Consider the following 26,563-nt stretch of genomic DNA (forward strand, 5'->3'; position numbering starts at 1 on the left):
AGATTTTTATATAGGTGATTCTGTTGTCCTCTTTTTCAAATTATCAGCTTCAGTTTGCAAAATGGGAGTATGCTATTAAGTTTTTGTTTCAAAGACCCATTTTTTGCCTTTTTTCCTGCTGAAAAGCATAATAAAAATTTTTTTTATACTTGAAACCCCTTAACTTCGCAGTGGAAAATAACACAAAAATAGAATAGGTATGAGTTTTAACATTGCAAAAGAAAGCGGAAAAAAAAGAGTCGTGGTTGTTGGAGGTGGATTTGGTGGTTTGAAGTTGGCAAACGAACTTTCGGGTTCAGATTTTCAGGTAATTTTGGTTGATAAAAACAATTATCATCAATTTCCTCCATTGATTTATCAGGTAGCTTCCGCCGGACTTGAACCTAGTTCGATTTCTTTTCCATTCCGTAAAATTTTCAGCAAGAAGAAAAAAGATGTCTATTTCCGTATGGGTGAAGCACGCTTCATTTATCCTGACCGGAATATTCTTCAGACATCGATAGGTAAAGTTGAATACGATTATTTGATTTTGGCTGCCGGCACTACTTCAAATTTCTTCGGCAACAAGCACATCGAGGAAGAAGCGATTCCGATGAAGACTTTGTCGGAGGCTATGGGACTGCGCAATGCCTTGTTGAGTAACTTTGAGCGTTCTGTCACCTGTGCTACCGAGCAGGAGCGGAGAGAGCTGCTGAACATCGTTGTTGTTGGAGGAGGTGCCACTGGTGTAGAAATTGCCGGAGCATTGGCCGAAATGAAGCACTACGTCCTTCCAAAGGATTATCCGGATATGGATAATAATCTTCTTCAGATTTATTTGATAGAAGCCACGGATAGATTGTTGTCGGGAATGTCGATGGACTCCTCCAGAAAAGCAGCAGAGTTTCTTCAGGAAATGGGAGTGAATGTCTGCTTAGGAAAGAAAGTGCTCGACTATCAGGATCATGAAGTTTTGCTGGAAGACGGAACTTCCATACCTACCCGTACATTTATTTGGGTGAGCGGCGTGCGCGCCAATAGCATAGGCAATATTCCTGAAACTTCAATAGGGAGAGGCGGACGAATTAAAGTAGATGCCTTCAATCGGGTTGAAGGCTTGCCCAACGTATTTTGCATAGGAGATCAGTGTATAATGCTGAACGGTGATTCTGAATACCCTAACGGGCATCCTCAGCTTGCTCAGGTGGCTATCCAGCAGGGAAAACTGCTTGCGGATAATTTGAAGCGTATGGAAGCCGGGCAAGAATTGAAGCCGTTCCGCTATCGTAATCTTGGTTCAATGGCTACGGTGGGACGCAATAAGGCGGTGGCCGAATTCAGCAAGGTAAAGACACAAGGCTGGTTTGCCTGGTTCTTGTGGCTGGTTGTTCATTTACGTTCTATCTTGGGAGTCAGAAACAAAATCAATGTACTGCTCAATTGGATGTGGAGTTATCTGACATACGACCGTTCATTCCGTTTGATTGTGTATGCCCGGAAGGCAAAAGAAGTTGTTGAACGGGAAAAGCGTGAAGCGGAAGTCCACTGGGGAGAGTAACGTGTGCTGTGCAAAAAACGATTGACAACGACAAAGGCGCAGACGAAAAAATAATTCCGTCTGCGCCTTTGTCGTTGTCAGAGTGATTTTTCCGCTTTTTCCTCACGGCTTATATGGTGCGGATAATCAATCGTGTAGTGAAGGCCGCGGCTCTCCTTGCGTTCCATGGCCTGGCGGGTAATCAGATAGCCCACGTTGATCATGTTGCGCAGTTCGCAGATTTCTCGCGAAGCCTTTACACGTTTAAACAGGCGTTCCGTTTCTTCATAGAGGATATCCAGACGGTTCCAGGCCCTTACCAGGCGGAGATTGCTCCGCACGATGCCCACATACGATTCCATGATCTGATTGACTTCTTTCATGCTCTGAGTGATAAGGATGCGTTCTTCGTTATTCATCGTTCCGTCTGCATTCCATTCCGGAATGTCTTCGTTGAAGTCATATCTGTCCAGTACGCTCAGCGCGTGTTTTGCTGCGGAGTCGGCATAAACGATAGCCTCGATCAGAGAGTTTGAGGCGAGGCGGTTTCCTCCGTGCAGACCTGTGCAAGAGCATTCTCCGAGCGCATACAGCCGTTTGATGCTTGACTGCCCGTCGAGGTCAACCTTGATTCCTCCGCACAGATAGTGGGCTGCGGGAGCTACAGGAATATAGTCTTTCGTGATATCTATTCCCAGACTGAGGCATTTTTTATAGATGTTCGGGAAATGTTTCTTTGTTTCCTCCGGATCTTTGTGAGTGACATCAAGATATACGTGGTCTTCTCCCCTTTGCTTCATTTCGCTGTCGATGGCGCGTGCCACGATATCTCTCGGCGCCAGCGACAGCCGGGGATCATATTTCTGCATGAACTCTTCGCCTGCCAGGTTGCGGAGCACGGCCCCGTATCCTCTCATTGCCTCGGTGATCAGGAAGCTGGGGCGGTCGCCCGGATGGTAAAGGGCGGTGGGATGGAATTGGATGAATTCCATGTCTTTCACCATGCCTTTGGCACGGTATACCATGGCGATTCCGTCGCCGGTGGCTACCAGCGGGTTGGTCGTATGGTTGTAAACAGCCTCGCACCCTCCGGTTGCCATAACCGTTACTTTCGACAAGAAAGTGTCTACCTCGCCGGTTGCTTCGTTCAGCACGTATGCGCCGTAGCATTTGATTCCCGGCGTGTGGCGGGTGACGATGATTCCGAGATGATGCTGGGTGATGATTTCTACGGCATAGAAATTGGTGAATACCGTGATGTTAGGATGCCGTTTTACTTCTTCTATCAGGCTTGTCTGTATTTCAGCTCCTGTATTGTCTTTGTGATGGAGAATGCGGAATTCAGAATGTCCCCCTTCCTTGTGCAGGTCAAACTCTCCGTTTTCTTTTTTATCGAAATTAACGCCCCATTTGATCAGCTCCTCTATTTGTGCAGGGGCGTTCCGCACCACTTTCTCAACCGCCGCCGGGTCGCTTATCCAGTCGCCTGCCACCATCGTGTCGTGGATATGTTTTTCAAAATTGTCTACTTTCAGGTTGGTTACCGAAGCGATCCCTCCTTGGGCAAAGTAAGTGTTAGCTTCTTCAAGTCCGGCCTTGCAGATTAAAGCGACCGAACCTTTGTGTGCCACTTTCAACGCAAAACTCATTCCGGCTATGCCCGAGCCGATAACGAGAAAATCAAACTTTCGTATCATAGTGTAGTATATTTGAGGCAAAAGTATAAAAAAGTTGGTGGTTTTGTTCGCCTCTGCCGTTTTTTTAGACGGCAGCGATAAAAAAAATGAATGCCATGCGGCATGAGAACCTTTCCAGTCAGAAAAAGGGGGTTGCGCTTGTTTTCGGACAAAACGCGGGAAAGGCTTCTGGAATGTTTTTCTTCAGTCTGGAGATATGCATCTTTAGGCTGAATTCATATATCTCCAGTCTGGAGATATACATCTCCATCTTAGAGATAAAGAATCTCACGGCAAATAGTTTGTTTTTACCGCTTTTCCACTGTTTTTCATGAACTTCCTTCTGTTTCTTTTCTGTTTTTAGACCGGGAGGACAGGTACTTTCATGTTTTAAAATAAGTAAAGAAGCATACTGAGATTTTTATTTTTCGATGAGATTTTCTTATCTTCACAGAAAAAAAGAAGATGGCAGGAACACGAACTTTTCATTCGAAAGTAGGATGGGTATATTGGGGGGTGATTGCGATATTTGCGGCTTTCCTGTTTTTCGGTTTTTGGGACCGCAGTTGGGTTGCCATTCTTGTGTGTGTGGCGTTTGAGGTCTGGCTTATTGACGAAATGGTTCATACGAGGTACGTGATAACGGAAGAAGGTTTTCTTGTCATCGAATCGGGACGATTCTTCAAGCCCGTGGCGATAGAGATATTGCAGATTGCGGAAGTGAAGAAGTCGAAATCGCTCATTTCTTCTCCCGCGCTTTCAACAGACCGTCTGAAAATCGTGTATCGGAAGAAGTCGTTCAAATCCAGCGTGTTGGTATCTCCGAAAAGCAAGGAAGAGTTTGTCAGATGCCTGCTGAAACGGAATGGAGAGATTCAGACCGATGTTTTGACTTGAAATTTATCTAATGCGAATGATATGGTAAAAGTTTTCAAAATCCGAAGAACTCCCTTCAAGGTTTGGCTGGGAGTGATTATATTGGTTGTAGCCATTGTTCTGATGGCTGTTCATACAGAAAATTACTGGAATTTGTTTCCGCTCATATTGCCTGTCCTGCTGGTCGTTGACGAACAGATGACCCGCATATTGGTTCAGGAAAACGGAGACATCTGGCTGAAGCGCGGATTCAGCGGCAGCATCAAGGCCTATGGAGTTGTGCGCATTGTCCGCAGAAAAGGCACTTTATTGAAGGGGCGGGTAACCGTTTATTATACCAAAGGCTTTGTGAATTTTGATCCCGCCGACCTTACTGAGTTTCTCCGCTGCGCGAGGGAGCGCAATCCCCACGCTATTTATAGCGAGGAAGTCTGATTGTTTCACTGTAAAAAAATGTTGTATGGATTTTCAGTTGGCTATTATTGGAGGAGGTCCTGCCGGTTATACGGCGGCAGAACGTGCCGGAGAAAAAGGTATCAGTGTTGTTCTTTTTGAAAAGAGCAGTCTTGGCGGCGTCTGTCTGAACGAGGGATGCATTCCGACAAAAACATTGCTCTATTCTGCCAAAGTGTTTGATACGGTGCGCAACGCCTCAAAATACGCGGTTGCCGCAGGGCAGCATGAGGTGAATCTGCCCAAAGTTATCAGCCGCAAGGCAAAGGTGGTGCGCAAGCTGGTTCTGGGAATAAAGTCCAGGCTTGCGGAACGGCATGTTGAGATTGTGACCGGTGAAGCCCGGATTATAGATAAAAATACGGTTGAGTGCAATGGAGAGATCTACCGTTGCCAATCGATGATTCTTGCCACGGGAAGCGAAACGGTAGTCCCTCCTATACCCGGAACCGAATCGGTGGCATATTGGACACACAGAGATGCGCTTGAATGCAAGGAACTTCCCCAGTCGCTTGTCATTGTGGGCGGTGGAGTTATAGGCATGGAGTTTGCATCTTTCTTCAACAGCCTGGGAGTGCAGGTGACCGTTGTGGAGATGATGGATGAGATTCTGCGGGGCATTGACCGCGAGATTGCGGAAATGTTGCGGGCGGACTATGCCAAACGAGGAGTCCGTTTCCTGTTACAGGCAAAAGTAACCGGATTGCAAGCTGACGAATCGGGAAATATGACAGTGAGCTACGAAAGTCAGGAAGGCGAAGGAGCTGTTTCGGCTCAGAAAATGCTTCTGAGTGTAGGTCGCCGTCCGGTAACGAAAGGTTTTGGACTGGAAGCGCTGGGACTGGAACTGACGGAGCGCGGAAGAATCAAGGTGGATTCGCATATGGAAACATCCGTGGCGGGCGTGTATGCTTGCGGTGACCTGAACGGGGTGTCTTTGCTGGCACATACGGCCGTGCGCGAAGCCGAGGTGGCTGTTCGCCATATCATGGGCGAAAGCGATGCCATGAGCTATCGGGCCATACCTTCGGTTGTGTATACCAATCCGGAAGTTGCTTCGGTTGGAAAGGATGAAGAAACCTTGCGGGCGGAAGGAGTCGCATACCGCGCGATAAAGCTCCCGATGGCTTATTCTGGCCGGTTTGTTGCAGAAAACGAGGGCGTAAACGGCGTTTGCAAGGTGCTGGTTGACGAGGAAGACCGTCTGCTTGGCCTGCACATGCTGGGCAATCCGTCTTCCGAACTGATTGTATTGGCAGGCATGATGATCGAAGACGGGCGCAGGCTTTCGGAGCTGAAGCGTTATGTGTTTCCCCATCCTACCGTCGGTGAAATATTCAAGGAATTGTAACAGGGCGGAATATGAAGCGATTTTTTTTGGTTGCGCTCTGGTTTTGCATCGGTTGTGCGGCATACGCTTATGGATTTCCGGGCGGAAAGCTGGACACGCTGATTCAAACGTCTTCTTTTCTGAAAACTTCCGAGGTGGGGCTGATTGTATATGATTTGACGGACAACCGGGAACTTTACAGCTATCAGGCAGACAAGCTGTACCGTCCGGCTTCGATCGAGAAGGTCATCACCGCAGTCACGGCATTGTCAGCCCTTGGAAAGAACTATGAGTTTCAGACGCGTCTGGCTTATACCGGTTCGGTAAAGTCCGGCGTGCTTGACGGTGATCTTTATGTAATTGGCGGCTTTGATCCTGAGTTTATGGAACAGGATATGGAGCTTCTTTCGCAGGCCGTGAAAGACGCAGGGATACAATCTGTCCGCGGCAGGCTGATAGGGGATGTGTCGATGATGGATTCCATCTATTGGGGCACCGGATGGGCGTGGGATGATACGCCGGAGCCTTTTCAGCCTTATCTTTCTCCGCTGATGCTGAACAGAGGTTGTGTCAGCATTACGGTCACTCCGACGGTGAAGGGAGATACCGCTGCCGTGAAAATTGTTCCGGAGTCAGACTTCTATCAGGTAGAGAACCGTTCGGTGAGCTACCAGCCTGCGGCCGGGAAACTGTCTATCAATCGCAACTGGCTTGATAACGGAAATGTGATAGAGGTGTCCGGCTGCGTTTCGGCTCCGAGAGGAAGACAGATAAACGTATTCGATCCGAAGTCGTTTTTCATGCAGACGTTCTGTTACCAGCTTCAGAAAAAGGGGATAACAGTGCCGTGCGACAGCATAGGCTACGAGGAAGCGCCGGAGGATATGCATTTGGTCTACACTTGCAGACGGCCGCTGGAAATCGTATTGCGGAGAGCTCTGAAGAAAAGCGATAACCTGTGTGCGGAAGCGCTGTTCCGGCATCTGGGATTGAAGAACGGCAAAACGGAATCCCATCTGGGCTTTGAAGAAAGCCAGCAGGTTGTCAACCGTTTCATGCGGAATGCCATCGGATTTTCGCCGGACAACTACAAGATTGTGGACGGAAGCGGCGTGTCGATGTATAATTACGTGTCGCCGGAACTGGTTCTTGCCTATCTGAATTATGCTTACAGGCATTCCGAATTTTTCGACATGTTTTATGACGGCCTGCCGATAGCCGGAATGGACGGTACCTTGCGCTACCGCATGGGGCGGGGAAGTACATTCCGCAACGTACATGCAAAAACAGGTACGGTGACAGGAGTATGTTCGCTGGCCGGCTATGTGACTGCCAGGAACGGCCATTTGCTGTCGTTTGTCATTATCAATCAGAATGTGCTGAAGTCAAGGCTTGCGCGGAAGTTTCAGGATGAGGTTTGTGAGCTTCTTTCGGAGTTTGATTGAGTGTCCGCCTCTTTTTGAACGTATATATTGAGAGATGAAAGTGAAAAGTTTTGAACTTTGACACTTTTTTATAGATTTTCTGAACAAATATATACAGTTAAAGTCCATAACTTTCGTAACTTTGTGAGTGAATATAAAAATTGATAACAACAGGTCTGAAGTTGCCAATCTTTTTGGAAAGGCAGCAGAAGAACTTAAATTTTTAATTAACTATGGTAAACTTTTCACTTGAAGGTAAGGTAGCGCTGGTAACCGGTGCATCTTACGGAATCGGTTTTGCTATCGCAACCGCTTTTGCACAGGCTGGTGCAACAATCGTGTTTAACGACATCAAACAGGAGCTGGTTGACAAAGGTTTGGCTGCCTATAAGGAAAAAGGCATCAACGCACACGGCTATGTATGCGATGTGACAAACGAAGCTGCTGTAAACGCTCTTGTTGCACAAGTAGAAAAAGAAGTGGGTGTCATCGACATTCTGGTAAACAACGCCGGTATCATCAAGCGTATCCCGATGTGCGACATGACAGCAGAACAGTTCCGTCAGGTTATTGACGTAGACTTGAACGCTCCGTTCATCGTTTCTAAAGCTGTAATTCCGGGAATGATCAAGAAAGGTCACGGAAAGATTATCAACATTTGCTCTATGATGAGTGAACTGGGACGCGAAACAGTTTCTGCATACGCAGCCGCTAAGGGTGGTCTGAAGATGCTGACTCGCAACATCGCTTCTGAATACGGCGAATACAACATCCAGTGTAACGGTATCGGCCCGGGCTATATCGCTACGCCGCAGACTGCTCCGTTGCGCGAACGTCAGCCGGACGGCTCTCGTCATCCGTTTGATGCATTCATCGTTGCCAAGACTCCGGCTGCCCGCTGGGGAACTCCTGAAGATTTGATGGGTCCTGCCGTATTCCTGGCTTCTGACGCATCAGACTTCGTTAACGGTCATGTATTGTATGTAGACGGCGGTATCTTGGCCTATATCGGCAAGCAGCCCCAATAATCGTCCGGCCGTATAATTTATTAAATAAAGGTGATGGATACAAAAGCTATTTGTGATTCATCACCTTTTTAATTTTCATCTGAAAAACAGGTTTATTATGAAAAAGACTCTTTTTGTGGCAGCCGCTTGCGCTGTCGGTCTGTGCGGATGCAGCGACTCTCAGTCTGTTACGGTAAGCATTACAAATCCGCTCGGCATGAACCGTTCGGGAGAAATGGTGGAAGTGCCTGTTGAACAGGTATTCAAAAAACTGAATCTGCCTGACACGGCACAGGTGGTTGTTTATGACAGCAAGGCACAGGAAGTTCCTTATCAGCTTACTTACGATGACAAGATTATTTTCCCTGTAGCTGTGGATGCCAATGCAACCGTCGACTATACAATCCAGAAAGGCACTCCTTCTATTGTAAATACGCTTGTATACGGACGTCAGTATCCGGAACGTCTGGATGATATCGCCTGGGAAAACGACCGTGCCGCTTACCGCGCCTACGGACCGGCTTTGCAGCGGACAGGAGAAAAGGCGTACGGATACGATGTCTTCACCAAGAGCGTAGAAGAGCTTGTGGTTGAAGACCGATACAAGATGGAACTTGACTCTGCTTCGCGCGCAAAGATTGCAGAACTGAGAAAGGCGGGCAAGAAGGAGGAAGCTCAGAATTTGCAGAACAGCATTTCGTATCACATTGACCACGGCAACGGCATGGACTGCTATGCAGTAGGTCCGACATTGGGCGGAGGCACTTCGGCTTTGCTGGCTGACTCAGCCATCGTTTATCCGTATTGCTACAAGGATTATGAAATCCTTGACAACGGGCCTCTGCGCTTTACGGTGAAGCTGACGTTCAATCCGCTGACCGTAAAGAATGACACGAATGTTGTTGAAACCCGTATCATTCAGCTTGACAAAGGTTCGCAGCTGAACAAAACAACTGTTTCTTACGCCAACTTGAGTCAGCCTGCTCCGGTTGCAGGCGGTCTGGTAATTCATGCAGCCAGTCCGGAAGCATATACTTATAGCGCAGAAGACGGCTACATTGCCTATGCTGATCCGACAACAAACACCAAGGCCGACAACGGCACAGTATATGTAGGTGCTGTATTCCCGGCTCCGCTTGCAGAAGCCAAGGTGCAGCTGTTTGAAAAGCCGGTGGGAGATGCGCTCGGCCATGTGCTTGGCATCACCAACTATGAGCCAAACAGCGACTTTGTATATTACTGGGGATCTGGATGGAGCAAGTATGGGTTTGAAAAGGCTGAAGACTGGAATAATTACCTGAAAACTTATGCGGCTGAAGTGCGCAGTCCGCTGGTTGTTACAGTGAAGGAATAAGGATGGCTGCACTCTAGCCGGAAGACAGGATGCTGAATGGGATTTCGGCGTGCAAACTATAAACGGCGACGTTGCTTTTATAAGCAGCATCGCCGTGTTTGTGTAAGAGCCTGTGGAAGCTTCTTTTCGTTATTCGATTACATCGGTTATTGCATTTCCGATGCATCCGTTCGGCATCTGTATACGGAGAAGCGCACATATCGTTGGAGCGATGTCTGTCATGTGTACGGGACGCATGGTGTTTCCTGGTTGGATATTCCATCCCATAAAGATCAAGGGAATATGCGCGTCATAAGGATTCCATACGCCATGCTGTGTGCCTCCGGTTTCAGAAGGGGAGCCGATTTCATAATATCCCGGCTGCATGATCAGCTGGATATCGCCGCTGCGGAGCCGGTTGTAGCCGTTTATGGCACGTTCGCGCACGATAGCCGGAAGTGTGGCTTCACTCAAGTTTTCCATATCTGCTACATAGGCAAATTCTTTGAAGTTCTTCAAAAAGGAAATGCTAGCGTCTTTGATTTTCTGCAAGTCCAGGCCGGCAGACGCAATCTTTTCTTTATCGAAAAATACCTGGTAGTTCAGGATATTTCTTACTGGTTGGAAATCTGTTTTAAAAGACTTTTGCAGATGGTCGTTGAGGACTTTCTTCGTTTCCGGGCATACCCACCCGTCTGCCGGAATCTGATGTGCTTTCATGAATGTGAAGTTGTGTGCGGCGGCATGGTCTGCCGTAAGGAACAGCAGGTAATTTCCTTTTCCTACCGTTTCGTCCAGGGTCCTGAAAAAGTCGGCCAAATCTTTATCAAGCCTCAGATAGGTGTCTTCGGTTTCAACGGCATACGTTCCGAACTGATGGCCCACATAGTCCGTTGAAGAGAAACTGACGGTGAGCATGTCTGTCGCATTGCCTTGGCCCAGCTTTTCTTCTTTCAGCGCAGCTTTGGCCATTTCCATGGTAAGCGTATTGCCGTAAGGAGTGATGCGGATAACTCCATATCCGGACTTTTTGAACATTTGGGCCGTTTTCATGGGAAGAGTCGGTTTGCCGCTTTTTTCGGAAGGTATTTCAAACGGAGTGTCGTCTGCCGTACTCTCAGCATAAGTTTCAATGGGATACAGCGTGTTCCAGTTTTGTTCCAGCATTTTCTTTGCAAGATCCTGTCTGTTGAATTCATTTACCCATTCAGGCAAGGTTTTCATGTAATAAGAGCTGCTGATGAATTTTCCGGTTGCATCGTCAAACCAGTAGGCTGCATTGGGTGTATGTCCGGCCGGAAGAATAGAGGCCCGGTCTTTCAATGCTACTCCGATAACTTTCGACCTGAAGTTCGTTGCGAGTTTCAGCTCATCTCCTATAGTGGTAACAAGCAGGTTGCGAGGGGACATTTTTCCCGCAGGACTGTCACTTCCTACACCGGTTACTTCTGCATCATCGGTACAGTAAATCTCTTTGCCGTCTTTGTAAAAATTGTTGCCTGCTATCCCGTGAATCGAAGGTACGGATCCTGTATATACGGAAGAGTGTCCGATTGCTGTTACGGTGGGGATATAGTCCAGCATCGTATTGTCGCAACTGAATCCTTCATTCATCAGCCGTTTGAATCCTCCTTCAGTGAAACGCGGATAGAAACGGTAGAGATAGTCCCACCGCATTTGGTCGACTACGATTCCCACCACCAGTTTGGGGCGGCTTACTTCATTTGTTTGGGCTTTCAGTCCTGTTCCTGCACATAAGAAAGCCAGAAAAGCGATAATCAGTTTTTTCATCTTTATTGCATGTAATGTTTTTGTCTGCAAAAAAAAGGCTTTTCTGTTACATGCTTGTTACAATGGCATGTCGGGACTTTTTCTTAGGAAGAAGCCCCGCAACATTGGACACAACGCGAGGATTCGGCCTGGCTCTATTTCTTTATTGGGTGCTGTATCGGATTTGTTCAGCGGAATTCAAGTGCTTTTTTGTTGATTTTTATGTCATATAACATATTTTTTGAATGAAATGTTTGCAGATAACCCAAAAGTCTGTATCTTTGCAATGTGTTTTTCATAGTATTAGATTTTAAGGTTAACAAAGGTTGGAGTACAGCGGTACTCCTTTTTTTATGTCTTGCTGTTTGCTTCTGCTGAAGAACACTTTATGGAATCAATCCATGAGCATGAGGAAAATGGCATATAGGCGCAGATTTTTGCGCAAGAATTTCAAGGCTTCTCCCATATGGCGTTCTACTGTCTTTATTGAGATCTGCAGCTTTTGGGCTATTTCTTGATAGGTGAGCTGGTGTTCGCGGCTCAGGCGGAACACTTCCTGCTGACGAGGGGGGAGCTGTTCTATGATTGAATTTATATATGCATGCAGATCAGCCGCATCTAACTCTTCATCGATATTGTATGACTGTTCCATGGCTTCGATTATGGTTGTCTGATAGAACTGGTGGTTGAATGATTGTCTGGAGCTGTTGAAGATCAGATTGCGGGTGATGATGAAGAGGTATCCGTCTAGACTTCCGCTTTCGTTCAGTTCCTTGCGGTGTTCCCACAATTTGATGAATACTTCTTGAATGATTTCCTCGGCACTATCCGTATCTATATGTATAATCTTGTGAAGTGATTCACTTTGGGCCAATAGCTTTTGTATAGGAAAGAAAATGCTTTCTCATCGCTGTTTTTCAGTCTTTTTATCGCTTCCTGTTCGTCCATTCTTCGGATAGTTATATGCGAATTTAACCTAATAATTTTGTTTAAACAAGAAAAAAATATTTTTTCTCCTTTTTCACTGGGGGGATTTGTTCGGAAAGGTGTATTTATTTATGTAGTTTTCAAGAAGCGGTTGCCGGGAGCATTCCGGCTCTGTAATGTTATGTAATTATGATCTGCTGAAAATGACGATGGACAGACAAAGAGAACTTATAAGAAAGATACTTGCTGGTAAAGCGAGCAAAGAAGATATGGAGGAAATGGCTGATTTTCCATTGATGATGCGTTGCATGAAGAAGCAATGGAATGCGGGGAGTTCTGTGTCACCGGACGCGGAGATGGAAGAAAGAATCTGGAAAAAGATAGAAACAGAATGCTTATGCGGCAGAAACAGACATCGTGTTCTGAGATGGAACTGGTGGATGGCTGCAGCCTGCATCGTCGCGATGGTGGCGGTGGGATGGTGGTATGGAAACAGTCATTGGGAAATATCCTCACAGCGTATTGAGTCAGTGGCTGTTTCAGACCGGATGTTGGTTTTGCCTGACAGTTCGGAAGTATGGCTGAAGGCTGGAAGCAGGTTGTCCTATAATGAAGATTTTTCGGATGACCGGTGTGTCTGGCTTGAAGGAGAGGCTGTATTTGATGTGAGGAAACAGGAAGAGAACAATACGTTCAAAGTTTTTCTGGGCAATGATTTTATAGAGGTGAAAGGAATGGCATTTCGGGTGGTGAATCTGGAAAGATCTCACCTTGAGATAGATCTTTTTCATGGAAAAATAGACTTTAACATAGGTGCTTCGGGCAGAAAAGTGCCGATGAAACCTCATCAAAGTCTTTGCTATATGCCTGATGGCGAGAATGTGATACTTGCAGAGATGGAGCCGATAGACTGGGTTGACGGACATTTTTGTTTTAAGAACATGAAAACTGACGTGCTGTTGAGGGCTGTAGAACGGATTTACCGTCAGCGTATCGTTCTGAGGGATGCGGTAGGAGAAGGTGAATACTTCAATGGCCGTATCCGCATTGATGAAACACTGTCTGAAGCGCTGGACAAAATCTGCTTCAGTCTTGGTGCGCATTACCGGAGGATGGATGACGGGAGCTATTTGCTTTACAGATAGTTGCAGAGTGATAAGCGATATGCCGGAAACCAAATAATTAATAATATATAAGAATTGATGTTTTTATTATGAATCATCCTGAGTTAATCAAAGTAAAGTCTAACAACAAACAAAGAAAAGCATGAAGAATCTTTCTGATTATCTGAAAGCATCTCTCTGTACAACCGCCTTTTCCACAGCGCTTCTCGCACCTATCGGTGCGCAGGCCAATGATAACTCTGTTGTTGTCAGAGGTACAGGCATGTCTGTGGCAAAAGCTATCGAACAGATTGAGAAAAGTACAGACTACACTTTTTTCTACAAAGAAAGTGATCTTAGTTCTATTTCTTCGAATGATATTGACCTTAACGGCAATATCTATGAAGTGTTGGCGGCCATGTTTGATGGAAATGGCATCGATTATGTAGTAAAAGGCAATGAAATCATTTTGAGGCGAACTCCAGAGGAGAAGTCAAATGCTTCTATGCAGCAGGCGGGCGAACAAATCACCGTAAACGGTGTAGTGACCGACAATATGGGTCCTGTGATAGGTGCAACAGTGGCTGTAAAGGATAATGCATCCCTTGGAACGATAACTGACCTTGACGGGAGGTTCAGTCTTTCTGTGCCGAAAGGATCGACATTGGTCATTTCTTTCATAGGCTTTACAACACAAGAAGTGAAAGTGACGGGCACTTCTGTCCGGGTGAAGTTGGTTGAGGACAGCAAGACGCTGGATGAGGTGGTAGTGGTAGGTTTCGGAACGCAGAAAAAAGCTAACTTGACCGGTTCGCTTACTACAGTTGATATGGAAGAATTGACAGCCAACCGTCCGTTGTCTACGGTGTCTGATGCTTTGCAGGGAGCAGTTCCTGGTCTGGTCGTAAGTTCAGGAGGCAATGCAGCCGGTACAAGCAAGTCCTTTCAGTTGCGTGGGGCTTATTCTATCGGTATCCAGAATTCAGATGGGTCGTATGGCAATACGGTAGCTCCTTTGGTGTTGATTGACAATGTGGAGGGAAGCATGGACTTTCTTAATCCTGAAGACATTGAAACTATAACCGTATTGAAGGACGCCGCTTCTACTGCCATTTATGGTGCGCGTGCAGCCGGTGGTGTCATTCTGATTACTACCAAACGTCCTAAAGGAGAAACGAAATTCACACTGAACTACAATAACAATTTTGCTTTCGGGAAGGCGATGAATTTGCCCAGGCAGGCTCCGTTGATGGACTATCTGAATGCTTATCAGGATGCCGGGTTTGGTGATGCCTATTGGGCCTTCGGTTCGCCAAGCGTGAGTCTGTGGAAAGAATATCTGACTCAGTATCGCCAGGATCCTTCCGCTTTCAATATTCAGGGGGACGGTATGTACCGTGATGATGCCGGAAACATTTACTACTTGCATGAGCACGATTTGTATAAGGCATTTATGGAAACCAGTTTCCAGCAAACCCATAATGTTTCCGCTTCGGGAGGTACGGACAAATTGCGTTACCGTTTGTCGGGAAGTTATCTGAGCAGTGACGGTGTGCTGAAGACAGACAAGGACTCATATACGCGTTTGAATTTCAGTTCATTCATTTCGGCCGATGTGACGAAATGGTTTACGCAGGAGGCTACTGTAAGTTACAATAAAAACAAGACTTCCTCACCGCAGGGAAATCTCTATAACACGGGACTTATTTCATATCATCCGGAAGGAGATATGCCTGCTGAACTGAGCGGTTTTGAAACGGATGTGCCTTTTAATACTCCGCTGAACATGTTGCTTAACTCCAATGCGACCAAACGCAGTTATGATAACCCGCGTATTTTCTTGAAATCTATCTTGAAGCCGTTCAAGGGTTTTGAAGCAGTCTTTGAATATACTTTCGACAAGAGGGCTTATAATTACTATTATTATACGGGCAAATGGCAGATGACCGACATACAGGGGGCTGACAAGTATAACGTCACTAACGATTATTTGCAGGAAGAGAAAATGTATCGTGACTACAATGCTTTCAACATCTATGGCACGTACAGTTTTGATATTGCCAAGGATCATCACTTCAAGCTGATGGCGGGCTTTAATCAGGAATTTATCCATCAGGAAAATTTGTATGCCATTTCTTATGACCAGACAGTCATTGAAGTTCCGGCTTTGGGATCAGGTACAGGCACGCTGCAGGCCACCGACGGTTATGATGAAACTGCTGTGCGTGGAGGCTTCTTCCGGGTGAACTATAATTATATGGACAAATACTTGCTGGAAGTGAACGGTCGTTATGATGGCTCATCCAAATTTCCGAAGACCAATCGTTTTGGCTTTTTCCCTTCGGTGTCTGCCGGTTGGAATGTGGCGCAGGAAAAGTTCATGGAAGGAACTCGTCATTGGCTTGATATGTTCAAGATTCGTGGGTCTTATGGTGTGATCGGCAATCAGAATGTTGCTAATTATTCGTTTTATCCGACGATGAGCGTAAGCAATACGTATAATGGATGGGTTGTCAACGGAGATCGTGTGACGGCTATCACCGGCCTGCCAGCTCTGGTAAGTAATAGTTTCACATGGGAAAAGGTTGCGACAGGCGATATAGGATTTGACCTGAATCTGTTTAATAACCGTTTTACCGCCACTTTCGACTGGTATCAGAAAAATACTACGGGCATGCTTGCTCCGGGTATGCAGCTTCCGGCGGTGGTCGGTGCTTCGGCTCCGATGCAGAATACGGCTGACATGCGTACGCGTGGTTGGGAACTGGCCATGAATTGGCGTGACCGTATTGGCGACTGGGGATATCGTATCGGATTTAATCTGTCCGACAGCAAGTCGGTCATTACAAAATATGACGACAATGCAGCTACCAAATTGCTGAGCGACTATTATCCGGGCATGGAGCTGGGAGAAATCTGGGGATATGAAGTGGAAGGTTTCTATACCGTTGATGATTTTGATGATCCGGCTGCGGGGACTCTGAAAGAGGGGATTACGTCCGTAGAAGGTGTGACTGTAAAGCCCGGTGATCTGAAGCTGCGTAATCTGCGGGACGATGAAGGCAGCACGAACATGATTGATACGGGTGAAAATACGCTTGATAACCCGGGTGACCGTAAGCGTATCGGAAACAACTTGCCTCGTTACCTTTATGGCATTACGCTGGGTGCCAATTATAAAGGATTTGATTTGAACATAGTGATGCAGGGCACTGGCAAACGTGACTACTGGATTGCCAACAGCCTGACATTCCCTATGTATATCTATTCTGCCAACGATATGAAGTATCAGCCGCTATACGAGGGTTTGAGCGACTATTGGAAACCGGTGGATCTGGCCGGAGGCGACTATACGGCCGCCAATCCTGATGCCAAGTTTCCGCGTATTTATGGCGGTTATGAGAACAGCGGATACAATTACGGCCGCTATACGGACCGTTATCTGTCTGATGCTTCTTATTTCCGCATCAAGAATATTACATTGTCATACACCGTACCTCGTCAATGGATTTCCAAACTGGCGTTGGAACAGTTGCGTGCTTTCATCAGTATAGAGAATGTGGCAACCTTCGATCACCTGCCGTCGGGCATCGATCCGGAAACGTTGGGCTGGAGCTATCCTGCTTTCCGTACCGTTTCATTCGGAATAAACTTTACCTTATAATGAAAAACTAATTCGGAACAAACATGAGAAAAAATATTTGTTATTCCATCATATTATCGCTTGGCTTGAGTCTGACTGCATGTAACGACGGCTTTTTGGACAGAGCACCGATAACCAGTCTGACTGAAGAGAATGCTTTTCAGTCGTATGAGAACTTCCAGGCATTTGCCTGGCCGCTCTATGAAATGTTCAACAACACCATGTTTGGTACAGCCATTAATGGTACGGGGCAAGGTTCTTGTTATAGTGCGGATATGAATGCAGGTTGGATGTACAGCCGTGGTATGCACCTGAACGGTAACAATTATGCTTTTGGCCGTATAACCAGTGTGGCTTCCGGTAACGGCTGGAATTTCAGTGGGGGACTGCGTCGTGCCAACATTTTGTTGTCACATGTTGACAGTTCTAACATGACTGACGAGGAAAAGAATCATTGGCGTGCTGTAGGTTATTTCTTCCATTCATTTTGGTATATGGAACTGATTGACCGCTTCGGTGACGTGCCTTGGGTTGAATCTCCGTTGAGTGACGAATCGGAAGAGCGGTTTGCCGCTCGTGAAGACCGTAAGACGGTAGCTGACCGCGTGTTGGAACGTTTGAAATGGGCTGAAAAAAACATCGGTAACTTTTCGGGCAAGGATGGCGAGAATGCCATTGATGAAGACTGTGTGCAGGCATTGATTTCACGCTTTACTCTGCGTGAGGCCACTTGGCGGAAATACCATGAGTTGGGCGACTATGAGTCTTATCTGGAAGAATGCGTGCGCGTTTCTGAATTGTTGATGAAGAAGTACCCCACTTTGTATAATGGTACGGAGTCCTCCCCAGGTACAGGTTATAATGAAATATGGACTACAGAAGACTTGCAAGGTGTGCCGGGCGTGATACTTTTCTATCAGTTTGCCGATGCTCCGCAGAAATATCACAATTTCAGTGCATTGGAGCATATGGATTCCGGTAATGCTGAAATGACTCAAGATATGGTAGACTTGTATCTCTGTACAGACGGAAAGCCTATTGCTACTTCTGGAGTGTATGAAGGAGACAAGACACCTTACAGCACCTTCCGTAACCGGGATCCGCGTCTGTATTATGTGGTGATGCCGCCTTATAAAGTGACTGCAAAAACGCCCACGGAAGAAGATCCGCGTACATGGGAATATACTGGAAATGCTGAAGACCGATATTATATCGATTTGCTGGGAGCGAACGAATCATGCAGTAATCCGGGTGTGGGAATGAAGCGTCTGCCTGCGCAGAACTGGACGGCACAGCTTGTGCCTGCCGTACCTAATCTGCTGGATGGTGTAGGTGCAACCGGTTTTGTGCGTGGATATTCCGGTTATTATGTATGGAAAGGATGGAGCAACTGGGAAACCAACATGAATGGTGGAGTGATGCAGAATACGTCCGACAAACCTATCTTCAAGATTGAGGAAGTGTTGCTGAATTATGCGGAAGCGATGTGGGAACTTGGACAGTTTAACCAGGATGTGGCTGACAAGACTATTAATCTGTTGCGCGACCGTGTAGGAGTAGTCCGCATGAATGTTGGTGAAATAAATGAGAGTTTTGATCCTAACCGTGGGCGGTGGTATCCGAAACAACTTCCTGACCGTTGTCCGGTGGCGCAAGGTACACTGCTTGATCCGGTGTTGTGGGAAATTCGTCGCGAACGTATTGTGGAGCTGATGGGCGAAGGTTTCGGATTCTATGACATTCGCCGTTGGCGGATGGCTCCATGGTTCCTGAACCGTCAGCACAGAGGTTTTTATGCTCAGAAAAATATGATCAATTCCAACAGTGCCAACCAATTCTTCTTAAACGAGGAGACCGGACAGCCTGTGGGAATGACAGGGGATATGGATGAAGGCTATATCTATCTGGAGGCGGATCCTATCGCTTCCGGTCAGGGATGGCAAGAACGCTATTATCTCTATCAGGTTCCGACAACAGAAATACTGCTGAATCCGAATCTGACCCAGAATCCTGGATGGGATTGACGGTATGACAGATCAATGTCAGTCCATTTGTCCGTAACTCAGGGATTAGCAGGAGGACGACTTGTATCTTTCAGGCAGTCGGCTTTTCGGATATGCAAACTCGCCACGGTGGGTATTATACAGTTTCTCGGAGTTTTGTTTCATTGAGAAGGCTGTAATTGCCGTGGCGAGTTTCTTAACGCTGTAAGGTCTGCGAAGTTTACATAGAAGGCCTGTCTTCCTTAGCGAAGACAGCGGGCGGACTTATCGGACGAACAGGCTTTTGGAATGCTTGCTCTGGAAGGTAGAGTGCCAAATTAATGCTTGAAATATTTGAAACGTAAATTTCATGCTTTATCTTTGTATTCCTATTATTACTTTAAAATCTTATAAGAAAAATGCAAAACAGAGTCTTTTATGCAGCAATGATGTTGGGAATGGGATGTGTGACTGGCATACAAGCGCAGCAGCGCCCCAATGTCGTGTTTATTCTTGCGGACGACTTGGGTTATGGTGATCTGAGTTGTTACGGGCAAGAGAAATTTGAAACTCCCAACATTGACCGTCTGGCACAGACGGGCATGAGGTTCACCCAATGTTATTCTGGAACAACGGTGAGTGCTCCTTCTCGTTCATGTTTGCTTACAGGCATGCACAGCGGACATACTTACATACGTGGCAATATCGAATTGGAACCGGAAGGTCAGTTCCCGCTGCCTTCCGAGGCTTATACAATATTTGATGCGTTTAAGGAAGCCGGCTACAAGACTGCCGCTTTTGGTAAATGGGGGCTGGGATTCATCGGCAGTACGGGTGATCCAAAGAACCAGGGATGCGATACATTCTATGGTTATAATTGCCAGTTGCTTGCACACAGTTATTATCCCGATCATTTGTGGGACAACGATAAACGGGTGGAGCTGAAGGATAATACACTTGACGTGCAGTATGGAAAAGGCACTTACTCGCAAGATCTTATTCATGGCAAGGCTTTGGAATTCTTGGACAACATGAGTGCGGACGAGCCTTTCTTCATGTGGTATCCCACCATCATTCCGCATGCAGAACTGATTGTGCCTGAGGACAGCATTATTAAAAAGTTTCGTGGAAAATTCCCAGAACGTCCTTTCAAAGGATCCGAGCCTGGAAGTCCATCTTTCCGCAAGGGAGGGTACTGCTCACAATTCTGGCCACATGCCACGTTTGCAGCCATGGTAACCCGTCTTGACGTGTATGTAGGGCAGATTGTGGCGAAGCTCAAAGAAAAGGGATTGTATGACAACACGCTCATTGTCTTTGCCAGTGATAATGGCCCTCATCTTGAAGGGGGAGCTGATCCTGATTTCTTCAACAGCAACGGTATTTATCGCGGCTATAAGCGTGATCTCTATGAAGGTGGCATTCGTGTGCCTCTCATTATGTCATGGCCAGGCAAAATACAGTCTAACACGCAGACTGATTTCATGTGCTCTTTCTGGGACATGATGCCTACTTTCCGTGAAATAATCAGTCCGAAGTCCAAATCCGGAAATCAGGAAGACGGTGTAAGTCTGGTGCCTTTGATTACAGGCAAGAAGGGGCAGAAAGAGCATGAGTACCTCTATTTTGAATTTCAGGAGATGAATGGCCGTCAGGCTGTACGCAAAGGGGACTGGAAACTGGTGCATATGAATATTCGAGGCAAGCATCCTTATTATGAACTTTATAATCTGGCTTCTGATCCGTCTGAACGTCACAATGTCATTGAGGAGTATCCTGAAGTGACACAAGAACTGAAGAGGATTATGCGGGATGCTCATGTGGAAAGTCCTGATTTTCCTTTGCTTGAACCATAAAATTGGAAGCCTGACAACCATTAACTGAGATGTTGTTCTCCGTTCTTTTGGATTCATTTATCATTCAAATTATTTCTTTTTTATGAAAAAAAAACTGATTAACGGCATTCTGCTTTCTACTCTGTTAGTAGGGATGAGCGGAAGTGCTTATGCGGCGGAATCTTCCGATGATCGAAAACCTTATTGGCAGGATATACAAGTGGTGTCGGTCAATAAGGAGTATCCTCGTTCTATGTTTATGACTTATGACAAGCGTGAGGATGCTCTGAGTGGAAAATATGAGAGCAGTCCTTACTATCAGCTGCTGAACGGCACATGGAAATTTTATTTTGTGGACGGTTACAAACAGCTTCCGGACAATATTACCGATGTTGACATAGATATGTCTGGATGGCATGACATCAAAGTGCCTGGAAACTGGGAAGTGCAGGGATTCGGTACGGCTATCTATACGAACCACGGTTATGAATTCAAGCCTCGCAATCCGCAGCCGCCACAGCTGCCTGAAATGAATCCGGTCGGTGTCTATCGCCGTGATATCGAAATTCCGGCAGAATGGATGGACCGTGATATCTTTTTGAATATAGCCGGTGCCAAATCGGGTGTGTATGTGTATGTAAACGGTAAAGAAGTCGGCTACAACGAAGACTCCAAAACGGCGGCTGAATTTTTAATCAATCCTTATGTGAAGCCCGGAAAGAACGTGCTTACGCTTAAGATCTTCCGTTGGAGTACGGGTTCGTATCTGGAGTGTCAGGATATGTGGCGTATGAGCGGTATAGAGCGTGATGTATATATCTATTCGCAGCCTAAGGCTGCAGTGCGCGATTTTCGTCTTAAGTCTACGTTGGACGATACGTATACGAACGGCGTATTTGCTCTGGAGGCCGACCTGCGTAATCATGAAAAGGTGACAGCTAACCTTGCTTTTTCGTATGAATTGATTGACGGTCAGGGAGAAAGAGTTGCTTTCGGTGAAAAAGAGGTCAGTGTCCCGGCTGGAAAACAGGCTACTGTACGTTTTGACGAAGAGCTGCCTCGTGTACAGACCTGGACATCAGAAAGCCCCAATCTTTATCAGATGTTGATGACCGTGAAACAAGGTGGAAGAGTGACAGAAATCATTCCTCATCGTGTGGGGTTCCGACGCATTGAGATCAAAGATTCAGGACTGAAGTCGGAGAGTGGTCTTCCGTATATTCTCATGTATATCAACGGACAGCCTCTCAAACTGAAGGGCACGAACATCCATGAACACAATCCGGCGACCGGACACTACGTGCCGGAAGAGCTTATGCGCAAGGATTTTGAACTGATGAAGCAGAATAATATCAACGCTGTGCGTTTGGCTCATTATCCGCGCGGGCATCGTTTTTATGAACTGTGCGATGAGTATGGACTTTATGTTTATGACGAAGCGAATATTGAAAGCCATGGCATGTATTATGATTTGCGTAAAGGCGGTACTTTAGGCAATAATCCTGAATGGCTGAAGCCCCACATGCACCGTACCATCAACATGTATGAATGCGACAAGAATTACACCTCGGTTGTCATTTGGTCTTTGGGCAATGAGGCGGGAAATGGATATAATTTTTATGAAACTTATTTATGGTTGAAGGAGGCTGACAAGGACTGGATGGCGCGTCCGGTGAATTATGAACGTGCACAATGGGAATGGAATTCGGATATGTATGTTCCTCAGTATCCTGGAGCCAAATGGCTTGAGGCCATTGGAAAGAAAGGCAGTGACCGTCCTGTTATACCTTCGGAGTATTCGCATACCATGGGAAATTCAAGCGGCAATTTCTGGGATCAGTGGAAAGCCATTTATAAGTATCCTAATCTGCAAGGCGGATTCATCTGGGAGTGGGTAGATCATGGCATTGACGCCGTGGATGCAAACGGTCGCCATTATTGGGCCTATGGAGGTGATTACGGAGTGAATACGCCAAGTGACGGCAACTTTGTATGTGACGGAATAATCAATGCAGACCGTACACCTCATCCGGGTATGGCAGAAGTGCTTTATGCGCATCAGAATGTAGGTGTAGAAGCAGTGGATTTGCAGAACGGAAGATTTCGTATACATAATCGTTTCTACTTTACCAATCTGAATAAATACCGGATATCTTATAAGATAAAGGCCAACGGAAAAACATTGAAGAGCGGCAAACTGGCATTGAATATTGCTCCCCAACAGTCTGAGGAAGTGACAATACCTTTGGGAACCTTGAAACCTAAAGAAGGAACTGAATATTTTGTCAACTTTGAAGTTCATACCGTACAGTGTGAACCGGGTATACCCGCAGGACATCGCATTGCGCTGGAGCAGTTCCGTCTTCCTGTTGATCCGCTGCCGGTGAAGCTTGCTGTGAAAGGAAGCAAATTGTCTGTGCAGGATGAAGGGGATGAGCTGATTGCATCATCCGGCAAAGTGACGTTTGTTTTCAATAAGAAGACTGGAGTAGTTGCCTCTTACAAGGTGAATGGCCGTGAGTATTTCAAGGACGGTTTCGGCATGCAGCCTAATTTCTGGCGCGGGCCAACGGACAATGACTATGGCAACGGCGCACCTAAACGTGAGCAGGTATGGAAACAGTCAAGCAAGAACTTCAACGTGGTGGAATCTTCGATAGCAATGGACAATGATGATGCTGTGATAAAGGTTGATTATTTGCTGAAAGCAGGTAATTTGTATCGTATGATGTTCCGTGTTCATCCGTCCGGAGCCGTGAAAGTAGATGCCGTGTTCACTTCTACTGACATGAATCCGGCCGAAACAGAAGTGTCAGAAGCTACGCGCATGGCTACTTTCACTCCAGGCAATGATGCCGCTCGTGCAGCCGCCAGCAAGCTTACCGTTCCGCGTATAGGCGTACGGTTCCGTTTGCCCGCCTCAATGGAGAATGTGACCTATTTCGGTCGCGGGCCTGAAGAAAACTATGTTGACCGGAACAATGGTACACTGGTAGGTGAATACAGTGCTACAGCCAGCGAACTTTATTTCCCTTATGCCCGTCCGCAGGAAAATGGCCATCATACCGATACTCGTTGGCTTTCGCTTGTCGGAAAAGGACAGAAACTGACCGTGCGTGCTGACAGTGTCATTGGCTTTAACGCTTTGCGCAATTCTGTGGAAGACTTTGACTCAGAGGAAATGCGGCAGCATCCTTACCAGTGGAGTAATTTATCACCGGCCGAGGTAGCTAATCATGATGAGGCTGCAGCAAAAGATGTTTTACGCCGTATGACGCATAAGAACGATATCGTTCCGCGTGATTTCGTCGAAGTCTGTATTGACATGAAACAGCAGGGAGTTGCCGGCTACAACAGCTGGGGGGCACGTCCCGAGCCAGGCTATAATTTGCCGGCTAATCGCGAATACCGGTGGGGATTCACTTTGATTCCTTGGTAAGATCTTTTCTGTATTAATGTAAAAGCAATGGCATGCATGAATGAACAGATCTCATTCGGCATGCCATTGCTTTGTATCTCCGGATATTATTCCGCCAGTGTGAAGTCAAGCTGTTTTTTTGCAAGGTTGGCTTTTGCCACTTTGATTCTTATCGGGTCTCCCAGACTGTATTTCTGATGATGACGGCGACCTATCAGACAATAGTTCTTTTCGTCAAACTCATAATAGTCATTGTCGAGGTCGCGGATAGGAATCATGCCTTCGCACTTGTTTTCATTGATTTCTACATAAAGCCCCCATTCGGTCACACCGGAGATGACGCCGTCATATACGTTCCCGATTCGTTCGCCCATGAATTCCACCTGTTTGTATTTGATGGAAGCCCGTTCGGCGCTGGCCGCTGTCTGTTCCATGGCAGAACTGTGTTCGCAGAGGCTTTCGTATTTCTCAGCCTGTGCACTTCGCCCGCCCGCCAAGTAACGGGTGAGCAGGCGGTGTACCATCAGGTCCGGATACCGGCGGATGGGCGATGTGAAATGCGTATAGAAGTCGAATCCCAGTCCGTAGTGTCCGATGTTATAGATTGAATAACGGGCTTTTTGCATGGTACGGATAGAAACTGTTTCGATCAGATTCTCTTCTTTTTTTCCTCTCACTTCGTTTAGCATCCTGTTGAGTGATTTCGATATGTCTGATTTGCTTCCGCTGGTGCGGATTTTATATCCGAAGCGAGCGATGAACTGGTTCAGATCATCAAGCTTGTCCGGATCCGGAAGGTCATGTATACGGTAAGGGAACACTTTCGGTTTTCTGTTCTTTGGAACCTTTCCGATGTGTTCGGCCACGGTACGGTTGGCAAGCAGCATAAATTCCTCAATCAGCTTGTTCGCTTCCTTTGATTCCTTGAAATAAACGCTGACCGGTTTGCCCGTTTCGTCGATTTCAAATCTCACTTCGGTGCGGTCAAAATCAATGGATCCGGCTGCCATGCGTTTTTGGCGCAGAATTTGGGCCAGCTTGTTCAGTTCAAGAATCTCGTCTTTATAGTCGCCTTGTCCTGTTTCTATGATTTGCTGTGCTTCCTCATAGGCGTAACGGCGGTTGGATTTGATGACAGTGTGCCGTATCCGGTAATTCTTTATTTCTGCATTTTCGTTCATGTTGAAGATTACTGAATAAGCCAGTTTCTCTTCATCGGGACGGAGCGAGCAGATGAAGTTGCACAGACGCTCGGGCAGCATGGGCACGGTGCGGTCTACCAGATAGACTGATGTGGCGCGTTTTACAGCTTCTTTATCGATGCTGCTGCCCTCTTTTACATAGTGTGACACGTCAGCTATATGTACACCCACTTCCCATAGTCCCGGCTGGAGTTGCCGGATGGAGAGCGCATCGTCAAAGTCTTTTGCGTCTTTCGGGTCAATCGTAAAAGTTACGACATTGCGGAAGTCTTCGCGCTCTGCATAATCTTCCGGAGTAATCTCTGCCGGAATTTTTTCTGCCGCGGCCTCTACAGCCTGCGGATACGAATAAGGCAGCCCGTATTCAGCGAGGATTGCGTGCATTTCTGTTGTGTTTTCCCCCGCCTTTCCCAAAATGTCAATTACCTGTCCGTAGGGATTCTTTGCATCGTCGGGCCATTCCGTGATTTTTACAATTGCTTTGTCGCCGTTCTTTCCCCCTTTCAGCTTTTCTTTCGGTATGAAAATGTCGTTGGCAAGTGTACTCGATTCGGTCAGCAGGAACGCATAGCTTTTCGATACTTTCAGCGTACCGACAAAGTTCTCGTTGGCATGTTCCAGTATTTCGATGACCTGTCCTTCGGGAGTCCGTTTCTTTCTCTTTGCGCTTAACGCCACTTTTACCTTGTCGTTGTTCATCGCATGGGCTGAGTTTCGTTCGGCAATAAATATCGGTTCCCCTCCATCGTCGGGGATGAACGAATTCTTGCCGTTGCTTTTCCGCTGAAACGTTCCCGTAAGAATCTGTCCCTTGTCGTTGATCTTGAAACGTCCCTTTTCGGGTTCGACAAGGAAATTGTCTTCCAGCATCTCCTTGATAATGTCGGTACACAGCATTTTCAGCGGATGTGTAGTAAGCTTTAACCCCTGAAACAGTTGTTTGGCGCCTACCGTCGCTTCCGGTTTGTTGCGGAAATAGCCGATAATCAGTTCGGCCAGTTCTTTCTTTTTCATATGTTTTCCGCCTTTCTTTTCTTTTTTCTTTTTAGCCATGTTGCCTTTAGTTTA

General features: G+C 46.6%; 15 protein-coding genes and 1 pseudogene. 12 read left to right on the top strand and 4 right to left on the bottom strand.

The window, feature by feature from the left end; all coding sequences use genetic code 11:
- The first annotated feature begins 199 nt into the window (after window positions 1–199).
- A complete protein-coding gene (locus NW212_RS12335; protein WP_258338942.1) occupies window positions 200–1,537 on the top strand; it encodes an NAD(P)/FAD-dependent oxidoreductase in 1,338 nt (445 codons plus the stop codon).
- A 77-nt stretch (window positions 1,538–1,614) separates the two neighbouring features.
- Here the strand turns inward: NW212_RS12335 and nadB are convergent, their stop codons facing one another.
- A complete protein-coding gene (gene nadB, locus NW212_RS12340) occupies window positions 1,615–3,213 on the bottom strand; it encodes an L-aspartate oxidase (RefSeq protein WP_258338943.1) in 1,599 nt (532 codons plus the stop codon).
- 444 nt (window positions 3,214–3,657) lie between these two features.
- Between nadB and NW212_RS12345 the strand changes: the two genes are divergently transcribed.
- The 6 genes from NW212_RS12345 (at window position 3,658) to NW212_RS12370 (ending at window position 9,636) form a co-directional block, all read left to right on the top strand.
- The gene (locus tag NW212_RS12345; protein ID WP_258338944.1) at window positions 3,658–4,089 is read left to right on the top strand and encodes a PH domain-containing protein; all 432 of its coding nucleotides are present in this window, start codon (window positions 3,658–3,660) and stop codon (window positions 4,087–4,089) included.
- 21 nt (window positions 4,090–4,110) lie between these two features.
- Window positions 4,111–4,503 (top strand): hypothetical protein, encoded by a 393-nt coding sequence (locus NW212_RS12350; RefSeq protein WP_258338945.1) that lies wholly within the window; start codon window positions 4,111–4,113, stop codon window positions 4,501–4,503.
- A gap of 25 nt (window positions 4,504–4,528) precedes the next feature.
- A complete protein-coding gene (lpdA, locus tag NW212_RS12355; protein ID WP_258338946.1) occupies window positions 4,529–5,872 on the top strand; it encodes a dihydrolipoyl dehydrogenase in 1,344 nt (447 codons plus the stop codon).
- 11 nt (window positions 5,873–5,883) lie between these two features.
- Window positions 5,884–7,296, top strand: a complete 1,413-nt coding sequence (dacB, locus tag NW212_RS12360) for a D-alanyl-D-alanine carboxypeptidase/D-alanyl-D-alanine-endopeptidase (protein ID WP_258338947.1) — start codon at window positions 5,884–5,886, stop codon at window positions 7,294–7,296.
- A gap of 212 nt (window positions 7,297–7,508) precedes the next feature.
- Complete coding sequence (locus tag NW212_RS12365; protein ID WP_258338948.1) at window positions 7,509–8,303, top strand: gluconate 5-dehydrogenase; 795 nt, start codon at window positions 7,509–7,511, stop codon at window positions 8,301–8,303.
- 97 nt (window positions 8,304–8,400) lie between these two features.
- A complete protein-coding gene (locus NW212_RS12370) occupies window positions 8,401–9,636 on the top strand; it encodes a DUF4861 domain-containing protein (protein ID WP_258338949.1) in 1,236 nt (411 codons plus the stop codon).
- Window positions 9,637–9,765: 129 nt separating this feature from the next.
- On the opposite strand, the gene pafA is transcribed toward NW212_RS12370, so the two are convergent.
- Both pafA and NW212_RS12380 read right to left on the bottom strand, forming a co-directional pair.
- The gene (gene pafA / locus NW212_RS12375; RefSeq protein ID WP_258338950.1) at window positions 9,766–11,406 is read right to left on the bottom strand and encodes an alkaline phosphatase PafA; all 1,641 of its coding nucleotides are present in this window, start codon (window positions 11,404–11,406) and stop codon (window positions 9,766–9,768) included.
- A 373-nt stretch (window positions 11,407–11,779) separates the two neighbouring features.
- Window positions 11,780–12,333: pseudogene (locus NW212_RS12380) on the bottom strand (RNA polymerase sigma-70 factor).
- A 188-nt stretch (window positions 12,334–12,521) separates the two neighbouring features.
- Between NW212_RS12380 and NW212_RS12385 the strand changes: the two are divergent.
- The 5 genes from NW212_RS12385 (at window position 12,522) to NW212_RS12405 (ending at window position 24,314) form a co-directional block, all read left to right on the top strand.
- Window positions 12,522–13,457: a FecR family protein gene (locus NW212_RS12385; protein ID WP_258338951.1), complete on the top strand. Its 936-nt coding sequence runs from the start codon at window positions 12,522–12,524 to the stop codon at window positions 13,455–13,457.
- A 121-nt stretch (window positions 13,458–13,578) separates the two neighbouring features.
- On the top strand, window positions 13,579–17,079 hold the full coding sequence (locus NW212_RS12390) for a TonB-dependent receptor (protein WP_375337990.1): 3,501 nt from the start codon (window positions 13,579–13,581) through the stop codon (window positions 17,077–17,079).
- A gap of 23 nt (window positions 17,080–17,102) precedes the next feature.
- Window positions 17,103–19,082, top strand: coding sequence for a RagB/SusD family nutrient uptake outer membrane protein (locus tag NW212_RS12395; protein ID WP_258338952.1), 1,980 nt, complete (start codon window positions 17,103–17,105; stop codon window positions 19,080–19,082).
- Window positions 19,083–19,486: 404 nt separating this feature from the next.
- Window positions 19,487–20,896, top strand: coding sequence for an arylsulfatase (locus NW212_RS12400; protein WP_258338962.1), 1,410 nt, complete (start codon window positions 19,487–19,489; stop codon window positions 20,894–20,896).
- 133 nt (window positions 20,897–21,029) lie between these two features.
- Window positions 21,030–24,314, top strand: a complete 3,285-nt coding sequence (locus NW212_RS12405; RefSeq protein ID WP_375337992.1) for a glycoside hydrolase family 2 TIM barrel-domain containing protein — start codon at window positions 21,030–21,032, stop codon at window positions 24,312–24,314.
- An 86-nt stretch (window positions 24,315–24,400) separates the two neighbouring features.
- Here NW212_RS12405 and rnr read toward each other — a convergent pair whose 3' ends face one another.
- A complete protein-coding gene (gene rnr, locus NW212_RS12410) occupies window positions 24,401–26,548 on the bottom strand; it encodes a ribonuclease R (RefSeq protein ID WP_258338954.1) in 2,148 nt (715 codons plus the stop codon).
- Between the last annotated feature and the right edge of the window lie 15 nt (window positions 26,549–26,563).

The sequence above is a fragment of the Bacteroides sp. ET225 genome, assembly GCF_024733745.1.
Classification (GTDB): Bacteria; Bacteroidota; Bacteroidia; order Bacteroidales; family Bacteroidaceae; genus Phocaeicola; species Phocaeicola excrementipullorum.